Genomic DNA, 19,830 nt, shown 5'->3' on the forward strand with positions numbered 1-19,830 from the left:
AGATAAAAAACCCAAAATCAACCCACCCCTTAATACTAACATCATCACCAGTTACAAATCAATTACCCAAAGTATCATCAGCATATCTTTTGAAGGAATTACACTTTTTGATTATTGAACTTTGCATATTTTCAAACACAATTATGTGGAATTTAATTATCCAATATAGTTGAATACAGTTCAGTTAAGCATTTTTTCCTTCTCTTCCTTTTGGTGCGTCCACTGCGCGTAGCTTGCTTCTCTGTAGAGTATGCGTTCTTCTTTAGAGACGCTGCGCGTTGGCGGAAGCCTCTCGTAGAGATTGCGGTAGCATGTGGCAAGCAGCTTTGCATCTACGTTAAAAAAATTGACTTTGACAAAGAGTTAAGCTTTAACTCAACTATTGCAATATAGTTCTTGGGAAAAATGAATAATTGACCGAGCAACGATTTCATTACCTAAGAGATAAATTACTAACAGCAAATACCAACATAATTCCGAATTATTAAACCACAGATTTTTTTTAAGTGTTAATAGTCTGGTGATCCTTCCATGTAATTCTGATTAAATGGAATTAATTAAATATAAAATGGACATTTTTTGCTAGATAATCTAATCATATCAAGCTGGGTACGTAGCGGGCGATCGCTAACCATCAAAGTAAGCACTTTTCATCCTCCCTTGCTCAAGAATAGCTTTCTTTAAGAGTCCGGTCAAATACTTGTAATTAAGAATTTAGGATGACAAAGACGCAGGTATATGCGACAATTGCACTTGTGTCATCCTGCACGCAGATATCTGCATTGGATGCGGTATTATCAATATAATTACTCTTAAAGACATTTTCGGGACTAAAAGTAGTGACAGTGGTAACATTAGCACCAAGGATAATACTTGGCAAGATAGCAACACCTGCGATCGCTAAAACACATACGGGTGTGGGTCCATGAATTTTATTACATAGTTAGGTTAATTCGTGCCTACCTACTTACATTTTCAAGAAGTCGAAAGCTTTGCCTTGAATCTGGTTAAGTGCCTCAGCCTCAGGATGATGTTTTCCTGATACCTGTGTGTATCCTGTTAATTGTGGCTGGTTCCGTCAATAAAACTCCAGCCTGATTGCGATAGTGAAACGGCTCCTTTAGAGCATCGCCTGTTGTCATGTCCAAGTGTTTATTTTAACTGCACAAAGCCTCCCTCGGAAGTGGTTCCATTGCTTGTAGGCTGGCACAATTGCTCTATTCCTTACCATTAAGCCATTAATTTATCTTGTCTTTTCACAATCAGTGAATATACTGCCATGTATGAATTGTTTGTAAAGTTATACAATTAAGCCTTTTTACATAATATGATGTTGAGTATTAGATTACTAATCAGTAATTGCATCATTAATAACACAAAGCTAAGTTAACCAAAAAAAATGGTAAGCCTCTAAGTAAGAGAAAAAGTTGTCAGTTATCCTGTTTTTGTTGTCAGGATAATATCAAGCAATATCAGTTAAAATTGCGACTGCTCAAACTATTAGTTTGTTTCAGATATTGAACAACCCCAGCAAAAATGTATTAGCTGACAATTAACGCAAATATTACCATCGGTAAGTAGACTACAGTTCTACTGTCGGGAAAATATTGAAAAAAATCTGCTGTAAGTAAATAATCTTCTTTTATAAAAATGGAATCTTTACCAAACTTTGAAGAAATAAATATTCAGAAATACTTAGAAGTTCTGCAACGGCGTTGGCTATCTATAGTAGGAATTTTTGGCATAGCTGTTACCCTTGGATGCTTGTATGCATTTTCACTAAAACCCTCATACAAGGCAGAAGCAAGTTTGATGATTAAAACAAATCGCTCTTCCTCACTCACAGGTTTATCGCAAGATATAGGACGCTTGGAAGCTTTGAATGTCAACGACAATCCTCTGGAAACTCAGGTGAGAATTGTTGGTTCAAATCCAGTGATTGAGAAAACAATTAATTCCCTCAACCTCAAAGATAGTAAAGGCAAACGGCTGTTGATTCCCGACTTGGCAAAACAACTAAAAATAGAAGGAATCAAAGGCACTGATATCGTACAACTATCTTATAAAGGCAGTAATCCTGAACTTGCTGCCAAAATCGTCAATAAAGTTATCGACAGTTATATAGACCTAAATATCAAGGCTAATCAGAATGAAGCACTGACAGCCAAAGAGGTTCTCGTAACGGAAGTACCCAAAGCTGAAGAAATTGTCAGAAGAGCCGAATCAAAACTGCGGCTATTTAAAGAAAATAATAAAATTGTTGTCTTGGACCAAGAAGCAACTGTAGCAGTCGATACGATTTCCAAGTTAGGAAATCAAATTTCTCAAGGTTTGGCTCAACTAGATGATGTCAAAGGTCGTTTAGAACAGTTACGCAGTGAAGCTCAGATAGATTCACAGCAAGGTGTAATCGCATCTGAATTGAGTCAAGCACCTGGGGTTCAGAAAGTGCTTGCCCAACTCCAAGAAACAGAAAGCCAACTGGCACTAGAGCGGACTCGTTTTGAACCTGGACACCCTACAATTACTAACTTAGAAGAAAAAGTTGTAGCTCTTAAGAGCTTGCTAAAAGAGCGGACAGGACAAGTAGCGGGTACAGCGCAGATAACAGAGGGAAGTTTACAGGTTGGACAACTGCGGCAAAGCCTAATTGCAGATATTACTCGTGCTCAGGCAGAACGCGTTGGTCTAGAGAGACAAATTGCCACACTCATACGACAGCAAGATGCCTACATCAAACGAGCAAATAATTTACCAAGGCTAGAACAGAGCCAACGAGAGCTAGAACGGAAGTTGCAAGCAGCTCAAACGACCTACGAAACACTCTTAAAGAAACGCCAAGAAATTGATATTGCACAGAACCAAAAGATTCCTAATGCTCGTGTCATTTCCTATGCTTTAATTCCCGATAAAGCAGAAGGTCCCCGCAAAATCCTGTTTATTGTTGGTGGAGGAGGAATTGGTCTTTTCTTAGGTATCATTATCGCCTTTAGTTTAGACTTGATAGACCGCTCGGTGAAGACGGTCAAAGAAGCCAAAGAAGTCTTGAAATACACTGTTTTGGGAGTGATTCCCACACAAGCTAGAAATGAGAAAGCTCATTCTTTTATAGCAGGACTCGATAGACCTATTCCCAAAATCATTGGCAGAGATATTCCTTACTTTCCTGTCGGTAACGCATACCAAATACTACAAGTGAACTTAAAGTTCCTGCGTTCTGATAAACCGCTCAAAAGCATTGTAGTTACAAGTTCCGTTGCCAAAGAAGGAAAGTCTGACGTATCTGCAAATTTAGCTGTGACTATGGCTCAGTCTGGGCGTCGGGTGTTATTGGTGGATGCAGATATGCGTCATCCCATACAGCATCATATCTGGGGGCTAACAAATGCAATCGGACTAAGTAATGTCATTGCTGGCCAAGTTTCTTTAGATGCAGCTGTGCAAGAAGTCATGCCTAATCTGGAGGTTCTTAGTTCTGGAGTTTTGCCTCCCAATCCAGTAGCAATGCTAGATTCTCAACGCATGGCAACATTAATTAGTAACTTTGGGAGAGATTACGATCTTATAATTTTTGATACCCCCCCTCTCTCAGGAATAGCAGATGCTGCTGTTTTAAGCACCCTGACTGACGGTATTTTATTAGTCGTTCGTCCTGGAGTGGTTGACTTGAACAGTGCGAATGCAGCTAAAGAGTTTTTAACTCAGTCAGGTCAGAAGGTTTTAGGGATAGTCATCAATGGTGTGAATACTAAAAATGAACCTAACAATTATTTTTATGACACCAAAAAACGACAAATTGAACAAGATTTAGTATCTAACAGCTTAACCAAATTTTCCAAAGAGCGTTAAATTCTCCTCTGGATTGCGAAAGTGGCCTTGACTACAACCATCTAAACCCAATTTTTTGACGACTGTAGAACTAAATTAATGACATTAAGCAAAAATCTCAAGCAATTCGTAAAATCAAATACTCCATTAGCTAAATGGAAAAGCTCTCTTTATACAAAGGCAATAATTCTCAAAAATTATGTAAAAAATTATGATATTTATCAGCAAATTTTATCTCCTCAACAGAGTAATGAATTAGTTACCAATCTTATTAAAGATAGTAAACCTTTTATGATTACTCGCTTTGGTAGCACAGAAGCTTATTGTGTACATGAATACCTAAAAAATGGTTATAAGGGATCTATATTTGAGTCAATGTCTAATGATTCTGGTTTTTTCCCAGTAGATGAAAAACATCTAGATCGATTTAGTCAACTTTTTCTAGAATCGTCAAAATCTATAGATGCTCTGGGAGTATGGCTTCAAATTGGAGAGCCGGAAATTATCAGAAATTCTTGCCGAAAAAGTTCTTTTGTTGAATTAAATACACTAGAACCTTATTATCACAACGACCCTTGGAGCAAGAATCTTGAGGGAAAAAGGGTTTTAGTCATTCATCCTTTTGCAGAAACCATTTCATCACAATATAATAACCATAGGAAGTTACTTTTTGAAAACCAAAATATTCTCCCTGAATTTGAATTAATTACCTTTAAATCAGTTCAGTCTCTGGCTGGGAACCAAACCCAGTTCAATACTTGGTTTGATGCTTATGATTGGATGTGTAATCAGATTAAAGCTCAAAATTTTGACATAGCTATTATCGGATGTGGTGCTTATGGACTTCCATTAGCTGCTTACATTAAATCTCTGGGTAAACAGGCTATACATCTTGGAGGATCAACTCAAATTCTTTTTGGAATTAAAGGCAATCGTTGGGATAAGATTCCATTTTTTCAGTCTCTTTATAATGAATACTGGGTGAGGTGTAGACCTGATGATATTCCTACAAATCCCTCAAAATATCCAGCGTATTGGTAATTATAGGTTGTCAAAACTATCTCTGTTCTCTTTTATTCACTACTGAGGCACTTTTATATGGACAAAAATAAAATTAAAACATCTTGTTTAATTAATAATTACAATTACGCTGATTTTCTCTCAGAAGCAATTGAGAGTGCTTTAAATCAAACAGTTAAATTTGATGAGATTATTATTGTTGATGACGCGTCCACAGATAATTCTGTGGAAGTCATCACTAAATTTACTCAATTAGCTAATGTTAAATCTATCTTGAAAGAAAAAAATGAAGGACAACTATCATCCTTTAACGAAGGTTTTTTAGCTGCAACTGGGAATATTATATTTTTTTTAGACGCGGATGATATTTATGAACCTCAATATTTAGAAACCGCCCTAAATTTTTATAATAGACGTAGTGAATGTGATTTTCTTTTTTGTGCGTATAAAAAATTTGGGTCAGTAGAAGAAATATTTAAAGCTGATACACTTGATTTAGATTTGGGTTATTCAGTAATCAGAACTTTATATAGTGCTGAATGGATTGGCTCCATAACTTCAACATTATCAATGCGTAGAGAAATAATCAGAAAAATTTTGCCTATTCCAAATATAGAAGATTGGCGTGTCCGCGCTGATGACTGCCTAGTATGGGGAGCTTCTTTGGTAGGGGCTAAAAAGTTTTATATGTCTAAACCTTTAGTGATGTATAGAATACATCAAAACAATCAGTATCATAATAAGAAATTTTTAGACATAGACAACAACTATGAATACAAGAGATTTTGGAAGCGCAATTCCTTATTTAATTACATCGTGCAAAAAAATAATTTTAGTTTACCGTTATTATTAGCTTTCACTTCTCTCAATGAGTTAAAAACCATACCATATCCACAAGTTAAAGATTTTCTTTCATATTTGAAAATCATATTTTTGTTTGAACGTAATTTATTTTGGAAAACAAAAGGTATCGTTTTATTGTTTAGCTATTTTTTGAAAACTTTAATCAGTGGAAAATTAAAAATTGCGATAAATAATGTTAAATCCTGGATAAGTCCACGTAATTTTGTACCTTGGAAAAAAATTACCCGATAGAGCTTGATAGGGATAGAGAGTGTCAGATGATTAATTCCTCAAAATAATGTTAAGTAAATTAAAAATTAAAAACTTATCAAAATTTAAATCTCGTTCTGGGCTGCGTGCAATTATTGCCAACACAGGTTGGTTGTTTGCTGACCGCATTTTACGTATGGGTGCAAGCTTGGTCGTAGGAGTATGGGTAGCACGCTACTTAGGAGTACAGCAATATGGTCTCTTTAACTATGCTTTAGCTTTTGTTAGCTTATTTAGCCCAATTTTCACTCTCGGACTGGACGACGTAGTAGTTCGCCATATTGTCCGTCAATCATCAAACAAAGAGGAAATTTTAGGAACCACTTTTTGGCTAAAATTTCTGGGTGGAATTGCTTCTGTCTTATTGGCAGTTAGCACTATGTTTATCTTAGGTGAGCATGAAATACTGAAGATATGGCTAGTTGCAATTTTAGGAATGGCAGGAATTTTTAGGGCGACTGATACTATTGAAGTGTGGTTTCAATCACAGGTGCAGTCCAAATACCCTGTAATCGCTAAAAATACAGCGTTTCTGCTAAATACTGCCATCAAAATCGCGCTAATTTTAACAAAAGCACCATTGTTAGCTTTTGCTTGGGTAACATTAGCAGAATTTGCGATGAGTGCAATTGGCTTGTTGATAGTTTACCAAATTAAAGGGTCTTCGTTGTGGTTATGGCGTTGGAGTTTCTCTGCTGCTAAAACTCTTCTGAAAGAGAGTTTACCTCTAATTTTTTCGGGGTTCGCTGTCCTGATTTATATGAGAATAGATCAGGTGATGTTAGGTCAAATGCTCGGAAATAGTGAGGTTGGAATTTATTCTGCTGCTGTCCGTGTTTCTGAAATTTGGTATTTTATTCCAGGGGCTATTGTTTCTTCTGTTGCTCCTTCAATTTATGCAGCTAAGGAAAAATCAGAAAGTCTTTACTATCAGCGAATAGGAAAATTACTCAGTCTAATGACATGTATATCTTTTGCAATTGCTCTTCCAATGACATTCCTGTCTGACAAGATAATTATGGTGATGTTTGGAAGTGGATATGCAGAAGCAGGATCAATATTAGCAGTTCATATTTGGACTTCTTTGTTTGTATTTATGGGTCTTGCAACATCACCTTGGTTTATTGCTGAAGGTTTAAACCACGTTTCTTTAGGTAAGACTTTATTTGGGGCGATACTAAACATTATTCTCAATTTATTTCTGATTCCTAGATATGCAGGACTTGGGTCTGCGATCGCAACAATAATATCTCAAGCTGCTGCTACTTTTCTATGCAACGCTTTTGATTCCAGAACACAAAAAATATTTAAGATTCAGGTGCGATCGCTTCTTCCTTTTTACAAATATTGATCGTTTTAGCCAAATTAATCAAAAATGCAAACACCAGTAACTTTTATTATTTTCAAGCGCCCACAAATAACAGAAAAAGTTTTTGAAGCTATTCGCAAAGCCAAGCCAACAAAACTTTTTGTAATTGCAGATGGTCCTCGCAATGACCGCGAAGGTGAGGCAGCAAAGTGTCAAGCAACTCGCGCAATTATTGAAAGAGTTGATTGGGACTGCGAAGTTATCAAGAATTATTCTAATATCAACTTAGGTTGTGCAAAACGAGTATCTAGTGGTTTAGATTGGGTATTTAATAATGTTGAAGAGACAATTATTTTAGAAGATGATTGTATCCCTCACGCAACATTTTTCAGATTTAGTGAAGAACTGCTAGAAAAATATAGAGACGATACCAGAATCGCCACAATCTCTGCTCAAAATCTTCAATTCGGACGAAAACGGACAAATTACAGTTACTATTTTTCTCGCTATAATCACTGCTGGGGTTGGGCAAGTTGGAGACGTGCTTGGCAGCATTATGATTTGACCATCAAACTTTGGAAAGAGGTGCAAGCAGAAAACCTTTTACATGATATTCTTGTAGACCCAAAAGCAGTAAATTATTGGCAACGAATATTTGACTCTGTTTATAACGATCCTACAGGTATAACCTGGGATTACCAATGGACATTTGCTTGCTGGATGCAGGGTAGCTTAAGCGTTATTCCCAATGTGAATTTAATCTCTAATGTTGGTGTTGGTGCAGACGCAACTCATTTCACTTCCAGTCAGGAATTTTCGTTCATCAATATGTCGATGCAACCAATGGAATTTCCCTTAAAACATCCACCGTTTATTGTGAGGAATATAGAGGCAGATAATTTTACGCAGAAAACAGTCTATAAAGCAACTGCATTGGATATTTTTAAAGAGGAAGTAAAGAAAAGATTGAATTACTCAGCGATAAAAAAATAGTGATGAATGTTGGAGTAAATTAAGAGATAATTAAATGTCAGCGATGAAGGTAAAATTAACAGAAAGAATATTAACTATCTTGCTATTACTCATTGCTGTAGGGGCATTTACAATACACCCTGCACAAGAAGTTTCTATGTCTACCCTTGGAGGCGATAAGCTAGATACTTTGTTCAATATAGTTTCATATTTAATCCTATTTTATTTCCTAACTTCATACTGGAAAGGTTTTATTTATGTAATTACCAAAAGTCCATTAGAGTTTTTATTACTAGGAATAGTTATATTTTCTATCTTGTGGTCAGAAGACCTAAATTCTAGTCTTATTTATATAAAAGGGCTAATCAGAATATATTTTATTGCAATCTACTTGGCAATGCGTTATTCCCTTAGGGAACAAATGAGGCTAATAGCTTGGGCGCTTGGTGCAGCTGCATTATTATCTATGATATTCTCTGCATTCATCCCAGGTTATATTCACAAATCACCTGAATTGTTAGATATGTGGAGCGGAATTTATGGTCATAAAAATGAATTAGGTTACATGATGAATTGGAGCGCAGGAGTTTTTCTACATCTTGCTCTTAGTAGCTATCGATATCGCTGGTTGATGTGGGCACTATGTGGGTTATCTATATGTCTAATTATCCTCACACGTTCAACGACATCTTTGGCGATATTATTGGCAATGATATTACTTTTGCCTTTCTACCAATCATTTAAAAAAACTAATTATAAATTACAAGTTATTATGATTACTTCAGCTCTAATGTTGCTGATTATTTTTTCAATGTTACTAATCAATAATGCCGAAACTATAGTTGGCACTTCTGGTAAAGACCTTACCTTGAATGGACGCTCTGACCTCTGGGAGCTAGTGATGCCCAAGGTTTTGGAAAGACCTTGGCTAGGTTATGGATATTCGGCATTTTGGACTAGTAATGCTGCATCAAATCTGAGAGCCACTTATGATTGGGCAAGTAATGCTCACAATGGTTTTTTAGAACTATTGTTAGAATTAGGATTCTTAGGTTTTTTGACTTTTGCCGTAGGGTTTGTCCGGTTCTTTGCAATGGCATTAACTCGAATTGTTTCTGTCGCCGAAAAACCGGAAGATTATTGGCCAATGCAGATGTTAGTTCTCATCGTCATAGTGAATTTATCAGAAGCAAGATTATTAACTCCCGGTTGGAATTGGTTGATGTATGTGACAACATCTCTATCTCTGACTCTTAGTTATCATCGGACACCAATAGGTAAATAGTTTACATACTTGCATAATTGAAAGGAGAAAAAGCATGAAAAAGTTAAATTTTGGATGTGGACACAGATTTTGTTCTGGATGGATAAATATAGATTTTAATTCTGAGCATCCTGAAGTAATTGCCCATAACTTATTACAACCACTCCCATACCCTAAAGATTATTTCGATGTTATTTATAGCAGTCATGTCCTAGAGCATTTCTCTCAGGACACGGGAGAAATGCTGGTGAAAGAATGCTATAGAGTTCTAAAACCTCAAGGCATTTTACGCATCGTTGTTCCTGACTTAGAGCGAACATGCCGGGAATATTTAAGAATTATCGATAGTCTTGAAAATCAGGAAACAAGGAAACAATATGAATGGATTATTATTGAGTTAATCGACCAATTGGTAAGAACAGATCATGGCGGGTTGATGAAAAGTTATTGGCGACAAGTGCTTGAAAACAATGATCAATCATCCATAAACTATGTAGAAGCTAGAACAGGTGTTAAGATCAAAGAAGAGATGGTAAATAATAATACTACTTCTTTGTTGGAAAAGGTATTTAGTATCAATCAAAATAAACTTAGAAACAAATTTAAATACCTCTATCTTGACATGGTAAAGAAGTTAATACCACAGTATCTCCGCAAGTCTATGATAGATGAAACGTCCCTTGGTGAAAAACATAAGTGGATGTATGATAGCTATAGTATGAAAACACTCTTTGAAAGAGTTGGTTTTTCGGATATTAAATTTTTGGATGCCCATACAAGTAATATTCCAAACTTTAGTGATGAAGTCTTAGATATTAATGCTGATGGAACAGTATATCTACCAGGCTCATTATATTGTGAGGGCATCAAGCCAAATAAATAATACTGATTCTCTGCGATATAGAACCAGTATTATTAACTAGATTTTTTCAAGTTAAATAGTACTAACATGAACGTCTTGCTCCTTAGCACTCAGGATGTAGCTGGTGGTGCGGCTCGTGCTGCATACCGCTTGCACAAAGGGTTACAAAATATTGACTTACAATCACAAATGCTGGTGCAAGAAAAATCTACTGATGATAAAACAGTAATTGCACCTAAGATCAGATTATTTCAAGGCATCGCTAAGGCAAAGTTGACATTTGAAACTTTACCTTTAAAGCTTTATTCTCAAAAGCAAAATACTCCATTTTTTATTGAATGGTTGCCAGATAGAGTTATTTCTCAAGTTGCTCAAATTAATCCAGACATAATCAATTTGCATTGGATTAGCGCAGGTTTTATACAAATAGAAACTCTTGCTAAACTAAGGTGGCCATTGGTCTGGACAATTCATGATATGTGGGCATTTACTGGAGGATGCAGCTATACTGGAGATTGCGATCGCTACCAAACATCCTGTGGAGCCTGTCCTCAACTGAACAGCAAAAAGGATTGGGATTTATCCCATTGGGTATGGCAGCGTAAAGCCAAAGCTTTGAAAAATTTAAATTTGACAATTGTTTCGCCAGGTTCTTGGTTAGCCGAATGCGCCAAGTCTAGTTCTCTGTTTAAGAATTTGCGAATCGAAGTAATTCCAAATGGGCTGGATACTCAAAAGTATAAACCTGTTCATCAAAGTTTAGCGCGAGAATTACTAAATTTACCTCTGGATAAACAACTTATTCTATTTGGAGCGCTAGATGCAACCAATGACTCTAGAAAAGGTTTTCATTACCTGCAACCAGCACTACAAGAATTAAGCAAATCTGGCTGGAAAGATAAGTGTGAAGTCGTTATTTTTGGTGCATCTCAACCCGAAAATCCACCTGATTTGGGCTTCAAAACACACTATTTGGGACACTTACACGATGATATATCTTTAGCAACTGTTTACTCAGCAGCTGATGTGATGCTTGTACCGTCTCTTCAAGAATCTTTTGGACAGACAGCTTCTGAATCACTCGCTTGTGGTACTCCAGTTGTGGCGTTTAATTCTACTGGCTTAAAAGATATTGTTGATCATCAGCAGAACGGCTATTTGGCTAAACCTTATGAAGTTGAGGATTTTGCCAAAGGAATTACCTGGGTACTTGAAAATGAACAGAGGCTTCAAAAGCTATCATTCTATGCTCGTGAGAAAGCCGAACAAGAATTCACTCTGGAACTTCAAGCACGTCGTTATTCAGCTTTGTTTCAGGAAATCTTGATGAGCGCAAATAAATCTTCATTCAGTAATTAGCTTACTAAACAAATACTTCATAATATGTCAATACCTATAGCTTTTATAATTTGTACAGAACCTGGTCGTTTAGAAGGTCAATCTTTGATGCTTGCAGAAAGTATTCGTAAGTTCTGCGGCGAATTGAAAAATACACCTATATATAGTTTTCATCCTAGAGTAGGTGAACCGATATCAAAGCAAACCCAAGATGCGTTTGAAGCGTTGCAGGTGACTCATCAACAAGTTCCTATAAATCGAGAATTTCATGAATATTATTTAGCTAATAAACCCCTGGTTTGCGCCTATGCAGAACAAAATATCGATGCAGAAATATTAGTTTTTTTAGACAGTGACAAATGCTTTTTTGATGAGCCAAAGGAATTTTTATTGCCAGTAAATTGTAACGTTCGCATACGTCCTGAGTATGGTCAAGGAATTGGTTCTACAGGTCTGCGAGACCCTCAAGAATGGTACTGGCAAAAACTATATGAAGTGCTGGGGGTAAAGCGTGAGATATTTGTTGACACACCAATTGGTAATAAAAAAATCAGAGCCTACTGGAATTCTGGTTTGGTTGCTGTAAGAAGGAGTGCAGGTATATTTACTGCCTGGAAAGAAAACTTTGAGAAGGTAATGCGTATGAATATTAGCCCTCCTCAAGGGATGTATTTTGTGGAACAGTCAGTCTTATCTGTGACTTTATGCTCACTGGAAGAAAATATTTCTCATTTTTCTTCTGCTTATAGTTATCCATTACCTTTACATAATCGCTTATCTCAAGAATCACAACTTAAAGCTTGGGATGACATAGTGTCGATACATTATTTCAATTTGTTTTTCTATAATGATTGGAATGCACAAATTCAACGCTTAAAAAACTTTAATCGAAGTTCAGATAAATATCAATGGTTATGCGAAGGAGTTGTCAGACATAAGATGCCACGCATATCAGTGATGCACCGATATATGTTGACTGTGAGAAAAATAGAACAAAAGCTACGCGTATTTAAATTGAATAGTCAAGTAAGTAATTGGATAGAAAAAATTGCCAACTTTTAAATGAAAGATAAAGGCAACCCTACATTGTATTGAGTGAAGAACGCATCACTTAATAGTAAATACGTCAGATGAAGAAGAATTGCGAAAACAAAATAAACCTTTAATTTTTGTTTCAGAAAATTTTATGAACATAAATAAAAAATACTCTATGAAGCAACCACAGTTAGCAGTAATAATGACTTGTTTTAACAGGCGTGAGACAACTCTGATCTGTCTGCGTGCCTTAGCTCAACAAACAAAGTCTTTTGATGTTTACTTAACCGATGATGGAAGTTATGATGGTACTTCAAAAGCAGTGAAAGTTTTTTATCCCCAAGTCCAGATTCTTCAAGGTAATGGGAATCTATTCTGGGTGGGAGGAATGAGACTAGCGTTTGCTGAAGCAATGCAAAAAGATTATGACTATTATCTCTGGTTGAATGACGACACAATACTAGAATCAAACACCCTGGAACGCCTATTGACGCTTCATGAACAATTATTAGAATCTGTCCGAGAAAATTCAATATTAGTTGGTACGACTCAAGATTCAATAACAAGAGAAGCTTCATATGGCGGTGCAGTGAAATCCTGCAAATGGTACTCTAATAAATATGAATTTTTAGGTTCAACTCAGGTTTTTCAAGAATGTGACACGATGTTTGGTAACTGCGTGCTAATTCCTCGTGCGGTTGTAAAAAAAGTAGGGAATCTTGATGCAGCATTTATCCACAGTTTAGGAGACCTAGATTATGGTTTGAGAGCAAGAAAGAATGGTTGTTTGATATGGGTTGTACCTGGATATGTCGGAACCTGTGGTAAAAACTCAATCCGCAACAGTTGGGTAGATACAAAATTATCTGTTTTAGAACGCTTAAGAAAGGTAATTCAAGTCAAAGCATTTCCGCTCAAACCTTGGACTGAATTCTGTCGTCGGCACTCCGGGTTTTTCTGGGTAATTTATTGGTGTTTACCTTATCTCCGAGCCATTATTGGTTACAAAAACTTGGCTGCATCTCCCACATTTGCAGAAGAAATTCCACAAAGTAGTTCGCAACCTTAAGGAGTTCCAAAATGCAGCAACGTATTGGTTTTTTAGCGGCAGCACCTCGGATTTCAACACATACCGATGCAGAGATGTCTGGTCCCCGTTCCCGAATTTTAGGAATCCTGAAGGGGTTTAAAATACTTGAGTGGAAAATCGAAACATTTATTGTGGGAGATAAAGTTCCAAAAAAATGGTCGGCCAATGGTTCTGGTGAATTAATCAGCAAAGGATTTTTCTACACCTTAGCAGTAGATTTTATGCGTCTCGGACTTGGTGTCATTAACTCGTGGAGAAGCTACCAAGAACTTAAAAATCAAGTTGATTGGGTGTATGAGTACGCTGCAACTTTGCAATGTATGGGCTGGATATTCCAACGTCAGGGAATACCTTGGATTTTGCAAGCTGAAGCATTACTTTTTTATGAAGCAAAGACAGAACGAAAAGCATTGGTACTGGATAGATTAGCTCAATGGATGGAAATCATAGCATATCAAAAATGCGATGTTTTAGCCTGTGTGAGTGAAACATTAAAAGAAATTTTAGTCCGGGATTTTGGGATTTCAAGTGAAAAAATTGTCTTGATACCAAACGGAGTTGATATTGATTTTATTAATCCTGAGCTACATATCCCAAAACGAATATTTTCAGGTTTTACTATAGGTTTTATAGGTAGTTTATATGCTTGGGCTGGTTTAGACTTATTATTAGAAACAATATTTGAATTACGAGCCGAAGGCTTAGACATTTCGCTGGTAGTAGTCGGCGATGGTGCAATGAAATCTGCTTGGCAAAAGCAGAGTCAAGAATTAGGTATTTCACCTTATGTAGCTTTTATAGGTCGAGTTTCTTGGCAAGAAGTACCCCAGTATATTGCTGGATTTGATGTTGGTTACTCTGGGCAAGTTCAACTACAAATGGGAAAGATGTATCTCTCACCTATGAAACTTTATGAATACATGGCAATGGCTAAACCAGTCATAGCATCAGCTTTTGAAGATGCTAAACGGTTGATTTGCGATCGCAAAACAGGTTTCCTATTTAAACCAGGTGATCAAAATGATTTAAAACGTACCTTATTGGAAGCTTATCAGAAAAGAGAAGCACTGCCAGAAATGGGACAATTGGCTTGCATTGAGATAGTAAATCATCACAGTTGGGCTGCTAGGGTACAGAACTTAGTTGAAGGTGCGGAACAAATATTGAAAAAACAGCGATCGCCTACTCAGTAGTATTAAGCCTTTCGTCATACAATCTAATCCTAAAAACATTTATGATCCGGACTTCATCTTACAAACTTCTTGGTACTCAAGTCGATGCACTCTCTATCCTCGACTTAAATTTATTGGTTGAAGAATGCATTGGTAAGAATAAGAAATGGATTATTGCTAATCACAATTTGCATAGTCTTTATCTCTTTCATAATGCTCCAAAAATGCAATCTTTTTATGCCAAGGCAGAATATACCCATATTGATGGTATGCCTTTAGTATTTATTGGAAAGCTGTTAGGTTTTCCAATGAAACGAGAACAAAGAGTAACCTATGCTGACTGGATATGGCCTCTGATGGCGGAAGCAGCTAATAAAGGCTGGCGTGTATTTTATTTAGGTTCAAAGCCAGGAATTGCTGAACAAGGAGCAAGTATTTTGCGCCAGAGATTTCCTGGTTTACAGATTGCTTGCGCTCATGGTTATATTGACAGGGATAAAGATAGTCAAGAAAATCTCGCTACTCTGGCTGCAATTAATGCTTACAAACCTCATGTATTAATGGTGGGGATGGGTATGCCACGTCAAGAGTATTGGATTTCCGAAAATCTTGAACATATTCATACCAACACTATTTTGACTAGTGGAGCCTGCATGGACTATGTAGCAGGAGCAATACCTACTCCGCCTCGCTGGATGGGAAAGGTGGGCTTGGAATGGTTGTATCGCTTGTTTTCTGAACCTAAAAGACTTTGGAGACGTTACTTAGTTGAGCCTTGGTTTGTTGGCACATTATTTTTACGAGAAATTTGGAGTATCCAAAGTCAACAAAAAAAGAATCATAACTACAAAATTTAACAAGTTCGTAGGGTTATCGAGTCTCTGCAAGCCTTACCAGTAGGTCGCTCAGTTCGTCACGACAGTCGTACAGAATTCATGCTGAATTCTGTACGACTGGCCGATAGCGCAGCCTCTTCTCTACAAGAGGCTTATTCCAACGAGTCCACGTACCCCTACAATACAGCGACGCCCAGCGTCTGGTAGAGAGCGTCTGAATAGACGGGTTGAAGACCACTAAATCGTAGATTTGGTGGTCTTCAACCAGTGACGGGTCTTGGCTTTCACCTTTCGGCGAAAGCCAGAAAGAGATAGTTGTGTAGCCACAATATCCCTGATCCGGCTGGTCATTTTATTTTTTGGATCTCCCTTAAAAGCGCTATTTACGCCTAGTTGGAGTATATTTTAGTGGTAATGAAAGAGTTGTTTACTGAAAAGCCTGGGCGATCGCATTGCGGGCAGGTTTAGCTTGCAGGTTCTCATCGAAGGGAAGCGGACGCAAAAACTTCCAGAGATTTGGATTGTCTTTAAAGGTTTTTCCTGGCATCCAGTCGGGATGACGTATCCAGGTATGGCGATCGCTAATCCCCCATGTAATCACAGTATCAACTTTAGCCGCAAAGCACAAGTCAAGATATCGCTTGTAACTGTCGGCTACCATCTGGTCTAGCTTTTCGATACTATCGGGTAGTGGGGTATCAATGATAATATCTAATTCTGTGATTATTGGTTTAACTTCAAGATCATTAAGCCGTTTTAAGACGGAATTAAATCCTTTCTCGTCAAAAGCATAGGCAGTAGAAAACCATAGATGCGACTGGATACCTGCCCCGTCTATTTTAACCCCACTATTCTTCAGATATTCGATCATTTTTAAGAAATGGTCTGATTTCCATGTAGCGCCTTCGATGCCGAAATCGTTTAGGTAAAATTTCTTGCTGTTATCAACTGAAGCGGCAATTAAAAACAAGTCTCGAATCAATTCTGGTTTTACCCCTCTACGCAAACCGTAGGTAGCGTTGTCAGTTTCATTTTCATTATCAGCGATAATTTCATTAGCAATATCCCAAGACTTTAAAACGGGGCTATTGCGATAATGCCCCATGACTCCAGTAACATGGCGTTCGATCATCTCAAGAGTGGGGGGGTAGGGAACCCAGTCTGGTTTTGCTGTATGCCAGAAAAGGGTATGCCCGTGCAATTCCATATTATTCTTTTGGCAGAAATCAGCGATCGCATCTGCTGATTCAAAGGTAAATTTTCCTGGCTGTGGTTCAGTAGCGTTCCATTTTAATTCACCATTCGGTGTTGCGATCGAACATTCACGAGAAATCAAGTCAGCGTAATCCTTCTCTTTTTGCAAAGCGTCACCAGAAATTGCTGTCCCATAAAGCTTTCCTTTGGCGGCAGCTAATTGCCGAAGAGGAGAATTTGTATCTGTATCAGCCATAGCAGCATTCATGCTATGCTCTTCTTTTTGCTTATCCTTTTGTAAAAACCCCATAGTCAATAAAGCAGAAAGGGTTGTGTATCCTGCTCTTTTTAAGAATTTTCTCCGATAAGGCATTAACTATACTTACTTAATAAAAAAGACACAAATTATTATATTACGATTAGAGAATAATAAAAAATAAGTTTTGATGCTTTTTGAGGTTTAGTTTTCTTTGTATGATATGAACGTTTTGGCTTGATGAGCTAACAACCAGGAGACACGATGGAAGATATCCTAATTCCTAACTCCTGTACAGACGCGATTAATCGCGTCTCTCCTAACTCCTAACTATTTACCCCGCTTAACTTCAAATCCCCGCAACTCTTCCGGTACTTCATACTCAACCACAACATCTTTAACCACAGCAGCAGGTGGGCCGAAGTGACACCAGCGAACCATTTCATTTACAACCTCTCGCGCCCCTTCAAAGACTGCCTCTACTCGACTATCGGCGAGATTCCGCACCCAACCGGTTAATCCTAACTGTCTAGCTGTATCCACAGTGGCGTAGCGATATCCCACTCCTTGGACTCGACCAGAAATGAATACATGGGCGCGGATGATCTTTGGCAGTGGTGTGGAATTCTGCATAAACTGGTCTAATCTTTACGATTTTACTTTAGCAATTTATGGGGAGTAGGCATAATCCTAGAAATACGTGCCTAGTATTTGGTTGATTTGCTCTACCAAACACATAGAGTCGATTATCCCAGCCAGTATGCCACAGTGATCAATATCTTGTACTATGATTTTTGAGACTGATGGTGTCATGAATAAAAAATATCATCAATCTATTCGCTTACCTGCGGCATCTAGGGAGAAACGTTAATTATTATGACTTTACCTATTAAAGAAATTATATTGGCATCAGGAGAAGGTAATCAATTGACTATGGGTAATACACAGGCAATATTTAAAGCAGTTGGTGCTGATACTCATGGTCATTTAGGTTTATTTGAGTACTTAATACAACCAGGAGGAATCGCACCAGAACTACACTTTCACCGTCAGATGGAGGAAATGTTTTATGTTGTGGAGGGAGAAGTCGAAATCCAAGCTGGAGACCGGATTGTCCAAGGTCAACCAGGAGCATTTGTACTTGTTCCTCGCAATATGCCACACACATTTGCTAACCGTGGAACAAAACCTGCAAAGTTACTGATTATGTTCTGTCCAGGTGGGGAACGCGAAAAATATTTTCAGGGCTTGGCTTCCTTACTTCAGGATGGACAGAAACCAGACAGGGAAGCCTTGCTAGAGTTGATGCGTCGATTTGACCAGGAACCAGTAAAAAATTTACAGTGACAATTGCTCTTGTTCCTAGCAGTTATGGCTAAGGTAACAAGCGAATTTAGGTTCATCTAATCGTCGGAAGTGAATTACTTGTAATCCGCCTTCTGGGTGGGGTTGGTAAGGGAGATCAATAGATTCCCACCGTCCACTAAGCCAAAGCTCATGCCGAATACTCTCGGTTAAATTGTTGTAGCGGTAATAGCGATCGCGATTATCCCACTCTTGATCACATCCTTTCTCCTTGCCACCGATTATATTTCTGAACAGATCCCCTATTCTCATAATTTTCCTCTTAAGTAGGCGAATCTGCTTATTTAGGGTCACTTTGGTAGTTTGTCTAATGCTTGTGGCAGATAAATCTTCCAGCAAGTGTAGATAAAAATAAAATTATCCCTATCTTTGGAAGTGTAGCAGGGTAATGATAAAGTCTTTCTTACTACTTACTAATTTTTGTACATTTCCAGCGCTTTTCAAGTAATTGAACTAGATCACTCCCCCTTCCCTACTCCCTATTCCCCATATCAGTCGTAGTCTAAATACCTGAAAACTGCTGTAATTTAATCAGTAGTCAGTTTTTCCACTTGAAATTTTGAATTGTTTATGTCTAACCTGCCACCACTCAATACAGAAACAATTTGGGCAATTCTTGACGAGAAACTCGATGATGCCACAGTTAACGAGTTGCTATGGCATTATTTAGGTTATCGCCATGACTCATCAACTGCACAATGGGACACTAGCCAAGTTGCACCAGAATGGCAGAATGAGTATCCACAACCACCAGATTTCATTGAATCTCGCCCCGCAACAGTCAAGTTGACTCGTTCCATTCCTGCTGAAAATAAACAAATGCTAAAAGAAAAACTGGGTTTCAAAGGTTATAAAATTGGTGAATTTTGGCCTCGGCAAACTCGCAGGGCGACGGCGGCGAATTGGTTGTTAAGTTATCTGCAACAAACTAAGTAGGTGAATGCGAATAATTAAAGGTTTGTAGTAAAGGCTGAAGCTATTATTAAAAACCTTTAATTAATTTTAGATTGCGTAGCATAGTTTGATTCATTGATTCTTGTCTACCTAATTAACAACAAAATTGAGTAATCTTATCAGCAGATATTTGGCAAATAATATCCTATTTTTACAGAATATCTGCTGTATTATAATTTAATAAAAAACTATTAATTTATTTACTGAATTTTTGCAGTTGTA

The 19,830-nt window shown here is 37.5% G+C and carries 18 protein-coding genes; 14 read left to right on the plus strand and 4 right to left on the minus strand.

Going from position 1 to position 19,830, the window contains the following annotated elements; genetic code table 11:
• Nucleotides 1-706 precede the first annotated feature (706 nt).
• Nucleotides 707-931 (minus strand): DUF3172 domain-containing protein, encoded by a 225-nt coding sequence (locus V7K15_RS19485; protein WP_334907852.1) that lies wholly within the window; start codon nucleotides 929-931, stop codon nucleotides 707-709.
• A 719-nt stretch (nucleotides 932-1,650) separates the two neighbouring features.
• Between V7K15_RS19485 and V7K15_RS19490 the strand changes: the two genes are divergently transcribed.
• From V7K15_RS19490 to V7K15_RS19545, 12 genes are all read left to right on the plus strand, one after another.
• Nucleotides 1,651-3,849 carry a GumC family protein gene (locus V7K15_RS19490; protein WP_334907800.1) on the plus strand — a complete coding sequence of 733 codons (2,199 nt, stop codon included), beginning with the start codon at nucleotides 1,651-1,653 and terminating at the stop codon, nucleotides 3,847-3,849.
• A 78-nt stretch (nucleotides 3,850-3,927) separates the two neighbouring features.
• A complete protein-coding gene (locus tag V7K15_RS19495) occupies nucleotides 3,928-4,869 on the plus strand; it encodes a hypothetical protein (protein WP_334907802.1) in 942 nt (313 codons plus the stop codon).
• Between the two features lie 57 nt (nucleotides 4,870-4,926).
• The gene (locus V7K15_RS19500; RefSeq protein ID WP_334907804.1) at nucleotides 4,927-5,943 is read left to right on the plus strand and encodes a glycosyltransferase family 2 protein; all 1,017 of its coding nucleotides are present in this window, start codon (nucleotides 4,927-4,929) and stop codon (nucleotides 5,941-5,943) included.
• Between the two features lie 46 nt (nucleotides 5,944-5,989).
• Nucleotides 5,990-7,312, plus strand: coding sequence for a flippase (locus tag V7K15_RS19505; RefSeq protein ID WP_334907806.1), 1,323 nt, complete (start codon nucleotides 5,990-5,992; stop codon nucleotides 7,310-7,312).
• A 24-nt stretch (nucleotides 7,313-7,336) separates the two neighbouring features.
• Complete coding sequence (locus V7K15_RS19510) at nucleotides 7,337-8,263, plus strand: glycosyltransferase family 2 protein (RefSeq protein WP_334907810.1); 927 nt, start codon at nucleotides 7,337-7,339, stop codon at nucleotides 8,261-8,263.
• A gap of 400 nt (nucleotides 8,264-8,663) precedes the next feature.
• A complete protein-coding gene (locus V7K15_RS19515; protein WP_334907812.1) occupies nucleotides 8,664-9,527 on the plus strand; it encodes an O-antigen ligase family protein in 864 nt (287 codons plus the stop codon).
• 34 nt (nucleotides 9,528-9,561) lie between these two features.
• Nucleotides 9,562-10,389 carry a class I SAM-dependent methyltransferase gene (locus V7K15_RS19520; protein WP_334907814.1) on the plus strand — a complete coding sequence of 276 codons (828 nt, stop codon included), beginning with the start codon at nucleotides 9,562-9,564 and terminating at the stop codon, nucleotides 10,387-10,389.
• Nucleotides 10,390-10,455: 66 nt separating this feature from the next.
• A complete protein-coding gene (locus V7K15_RS19525) occupies nucleotides 10,456-11,727 on the plus strand; it encodes a glycosyltransferase family 4 protein (protein ID WP_334907816.1) in 1,272 nt (423 codons plus the stop codon).
• Nucleotides 11,728-11,751: 24 nt separating this feature from the next.
• Nucleotides 11,752-12,768 carry a hypothetical protein gene (locus V7K15_RS19530; protein ID WP_334907818.1) on the plus strand — a complete coding sequence of 339 codons (1,017 nt, stop codon included), beginning with the start codon at nucleotides 11,752-11,754 and terminating at the stop codon, nucleotides 12,766-12,768.
• 148 nt (nucleotides 12,769-12,916) lie between these two features.
• Entirely contained in the window at nucleotides 12,917-13,810 is an 894-nt protein-coding gene (locus V7K15_RS19535) for a glycosyltransferase family 2 protein (protein WP_334907821.1), read from the plus strand.
• Nucleotides 13,811-13,821: 11 nt separating this feature from the next.
• Nucleotides 13,822-15,024, plus strand: coding sequence for a glycosyltransferase (locus V7K15_RS19540; protein WP_334907823.1), 1,203 nt, complete (start codon nucleotides 13,822-13,824; stop codon nucleotides 15,022-15,024).
• Between the two features lie 41 nt (nucleotides 15,025-15,065).
• On the plus strand, nucleotides 15,066-15,860 hold the full coding sequence (locus V7K15_RS19545) for a WecB/TagA/CpsF family glycosyltransferase (protein WP_442949700.1): 795 nt from the start codon (nucleotides 15,066-15,068) through the stop codon (nucleotides 15,858-15,860).
• A 406-nt stretch (nucleotides 15,861-16,266) separates the two neighbouring features.
• On the opposite strand, the gene V7K15_RS19550 is transcribed toward V7K15_RS19545, so the two are convergent.
• Entirely contained in the window at nucleotides 16,267-17,301 is a 1,035-nt protein-coding gene (locus tag V7K15_RS19550) for an endo-1,4-beta-xylanase (RefSeq protein ID WP_334907825.1), read from the minus strand.
• 318 nt (nucleotides 17,302-17,619) lie between these two features.
• Entirely contained in the window at nucleotides 17,620-17,922 is a 303-nt protein-coding gene (locus V7K15_RS19555; RefSeq protein WP_334907827.1) for an acylphosphatase, read from the minus strand.
• A gap of 243 nt (nucleotides 17,923-18,165) precedes the next feature.
• On the opposite strand from V7K15_RS19555, the gene V7K15_RS19560 reads away from it, so the two are divergent.
• Nucleotides 18,166-18,636 carry a cupin domain-containing protein gene (locus V7K15_RS19560; RefSeq protein ID WP_334907829.1) on the plus strand — a complete coding sequence of 157 codons (471 nt, stop codon included), beginning with the start codon at nucleotides 18,166-18,168 and terminating at the stop codon, nucleotides 18,634-18,636.
• A gap of 15 nt (nucleotides 18,637-18,651) precedes the next feature.
• On the opposite strand, the gene V7K15_RS19565 is transcribed toward V7K15_RS19560, so the two are convergent.
• Nucleotides 18,652-18,906 (minus strand): hypothetical protein, encoded by a 255-nt coding sequence (locus tag V7K15_RS19565; protein WP_334907831.1) that lies wholly within the window; start codon nucleotides 18,904-18,906, stop codon nucleotides 18,652-18,654.
• A gap of 318 nt (nucleotides 18,907-19,224) precedes the next feature.
• On the opposite strand from V7K15_RS19565, the gene V7K15_RS19570 reads away from it, so the two are divergent.
• Nucleotides 19,225-19,590 carry a DUF1823 family protein gene (locus tag V7K15_RS19570; RefSeq protein WP_334907833.1) on the plus strand — a complete coding sequence of 122 codons (366 nt, stop codon included), beginning with the start codon at nucleotides 19,225-19,227 and terminating at the stop codon, nucleotides 19,588-19,590.
• The last annotated feature ends 240 nt before the right edge of the window (nucleotides 19,591-19,830 follow it).

The organism is Nostoc sp., assembly GCF_036919815.1.
Classification (GTDB): Bacteria; Cyanobacteriota; Cyanobacteriia; order Cyanobacteriales; family Nostocaceae; genus Nostoc.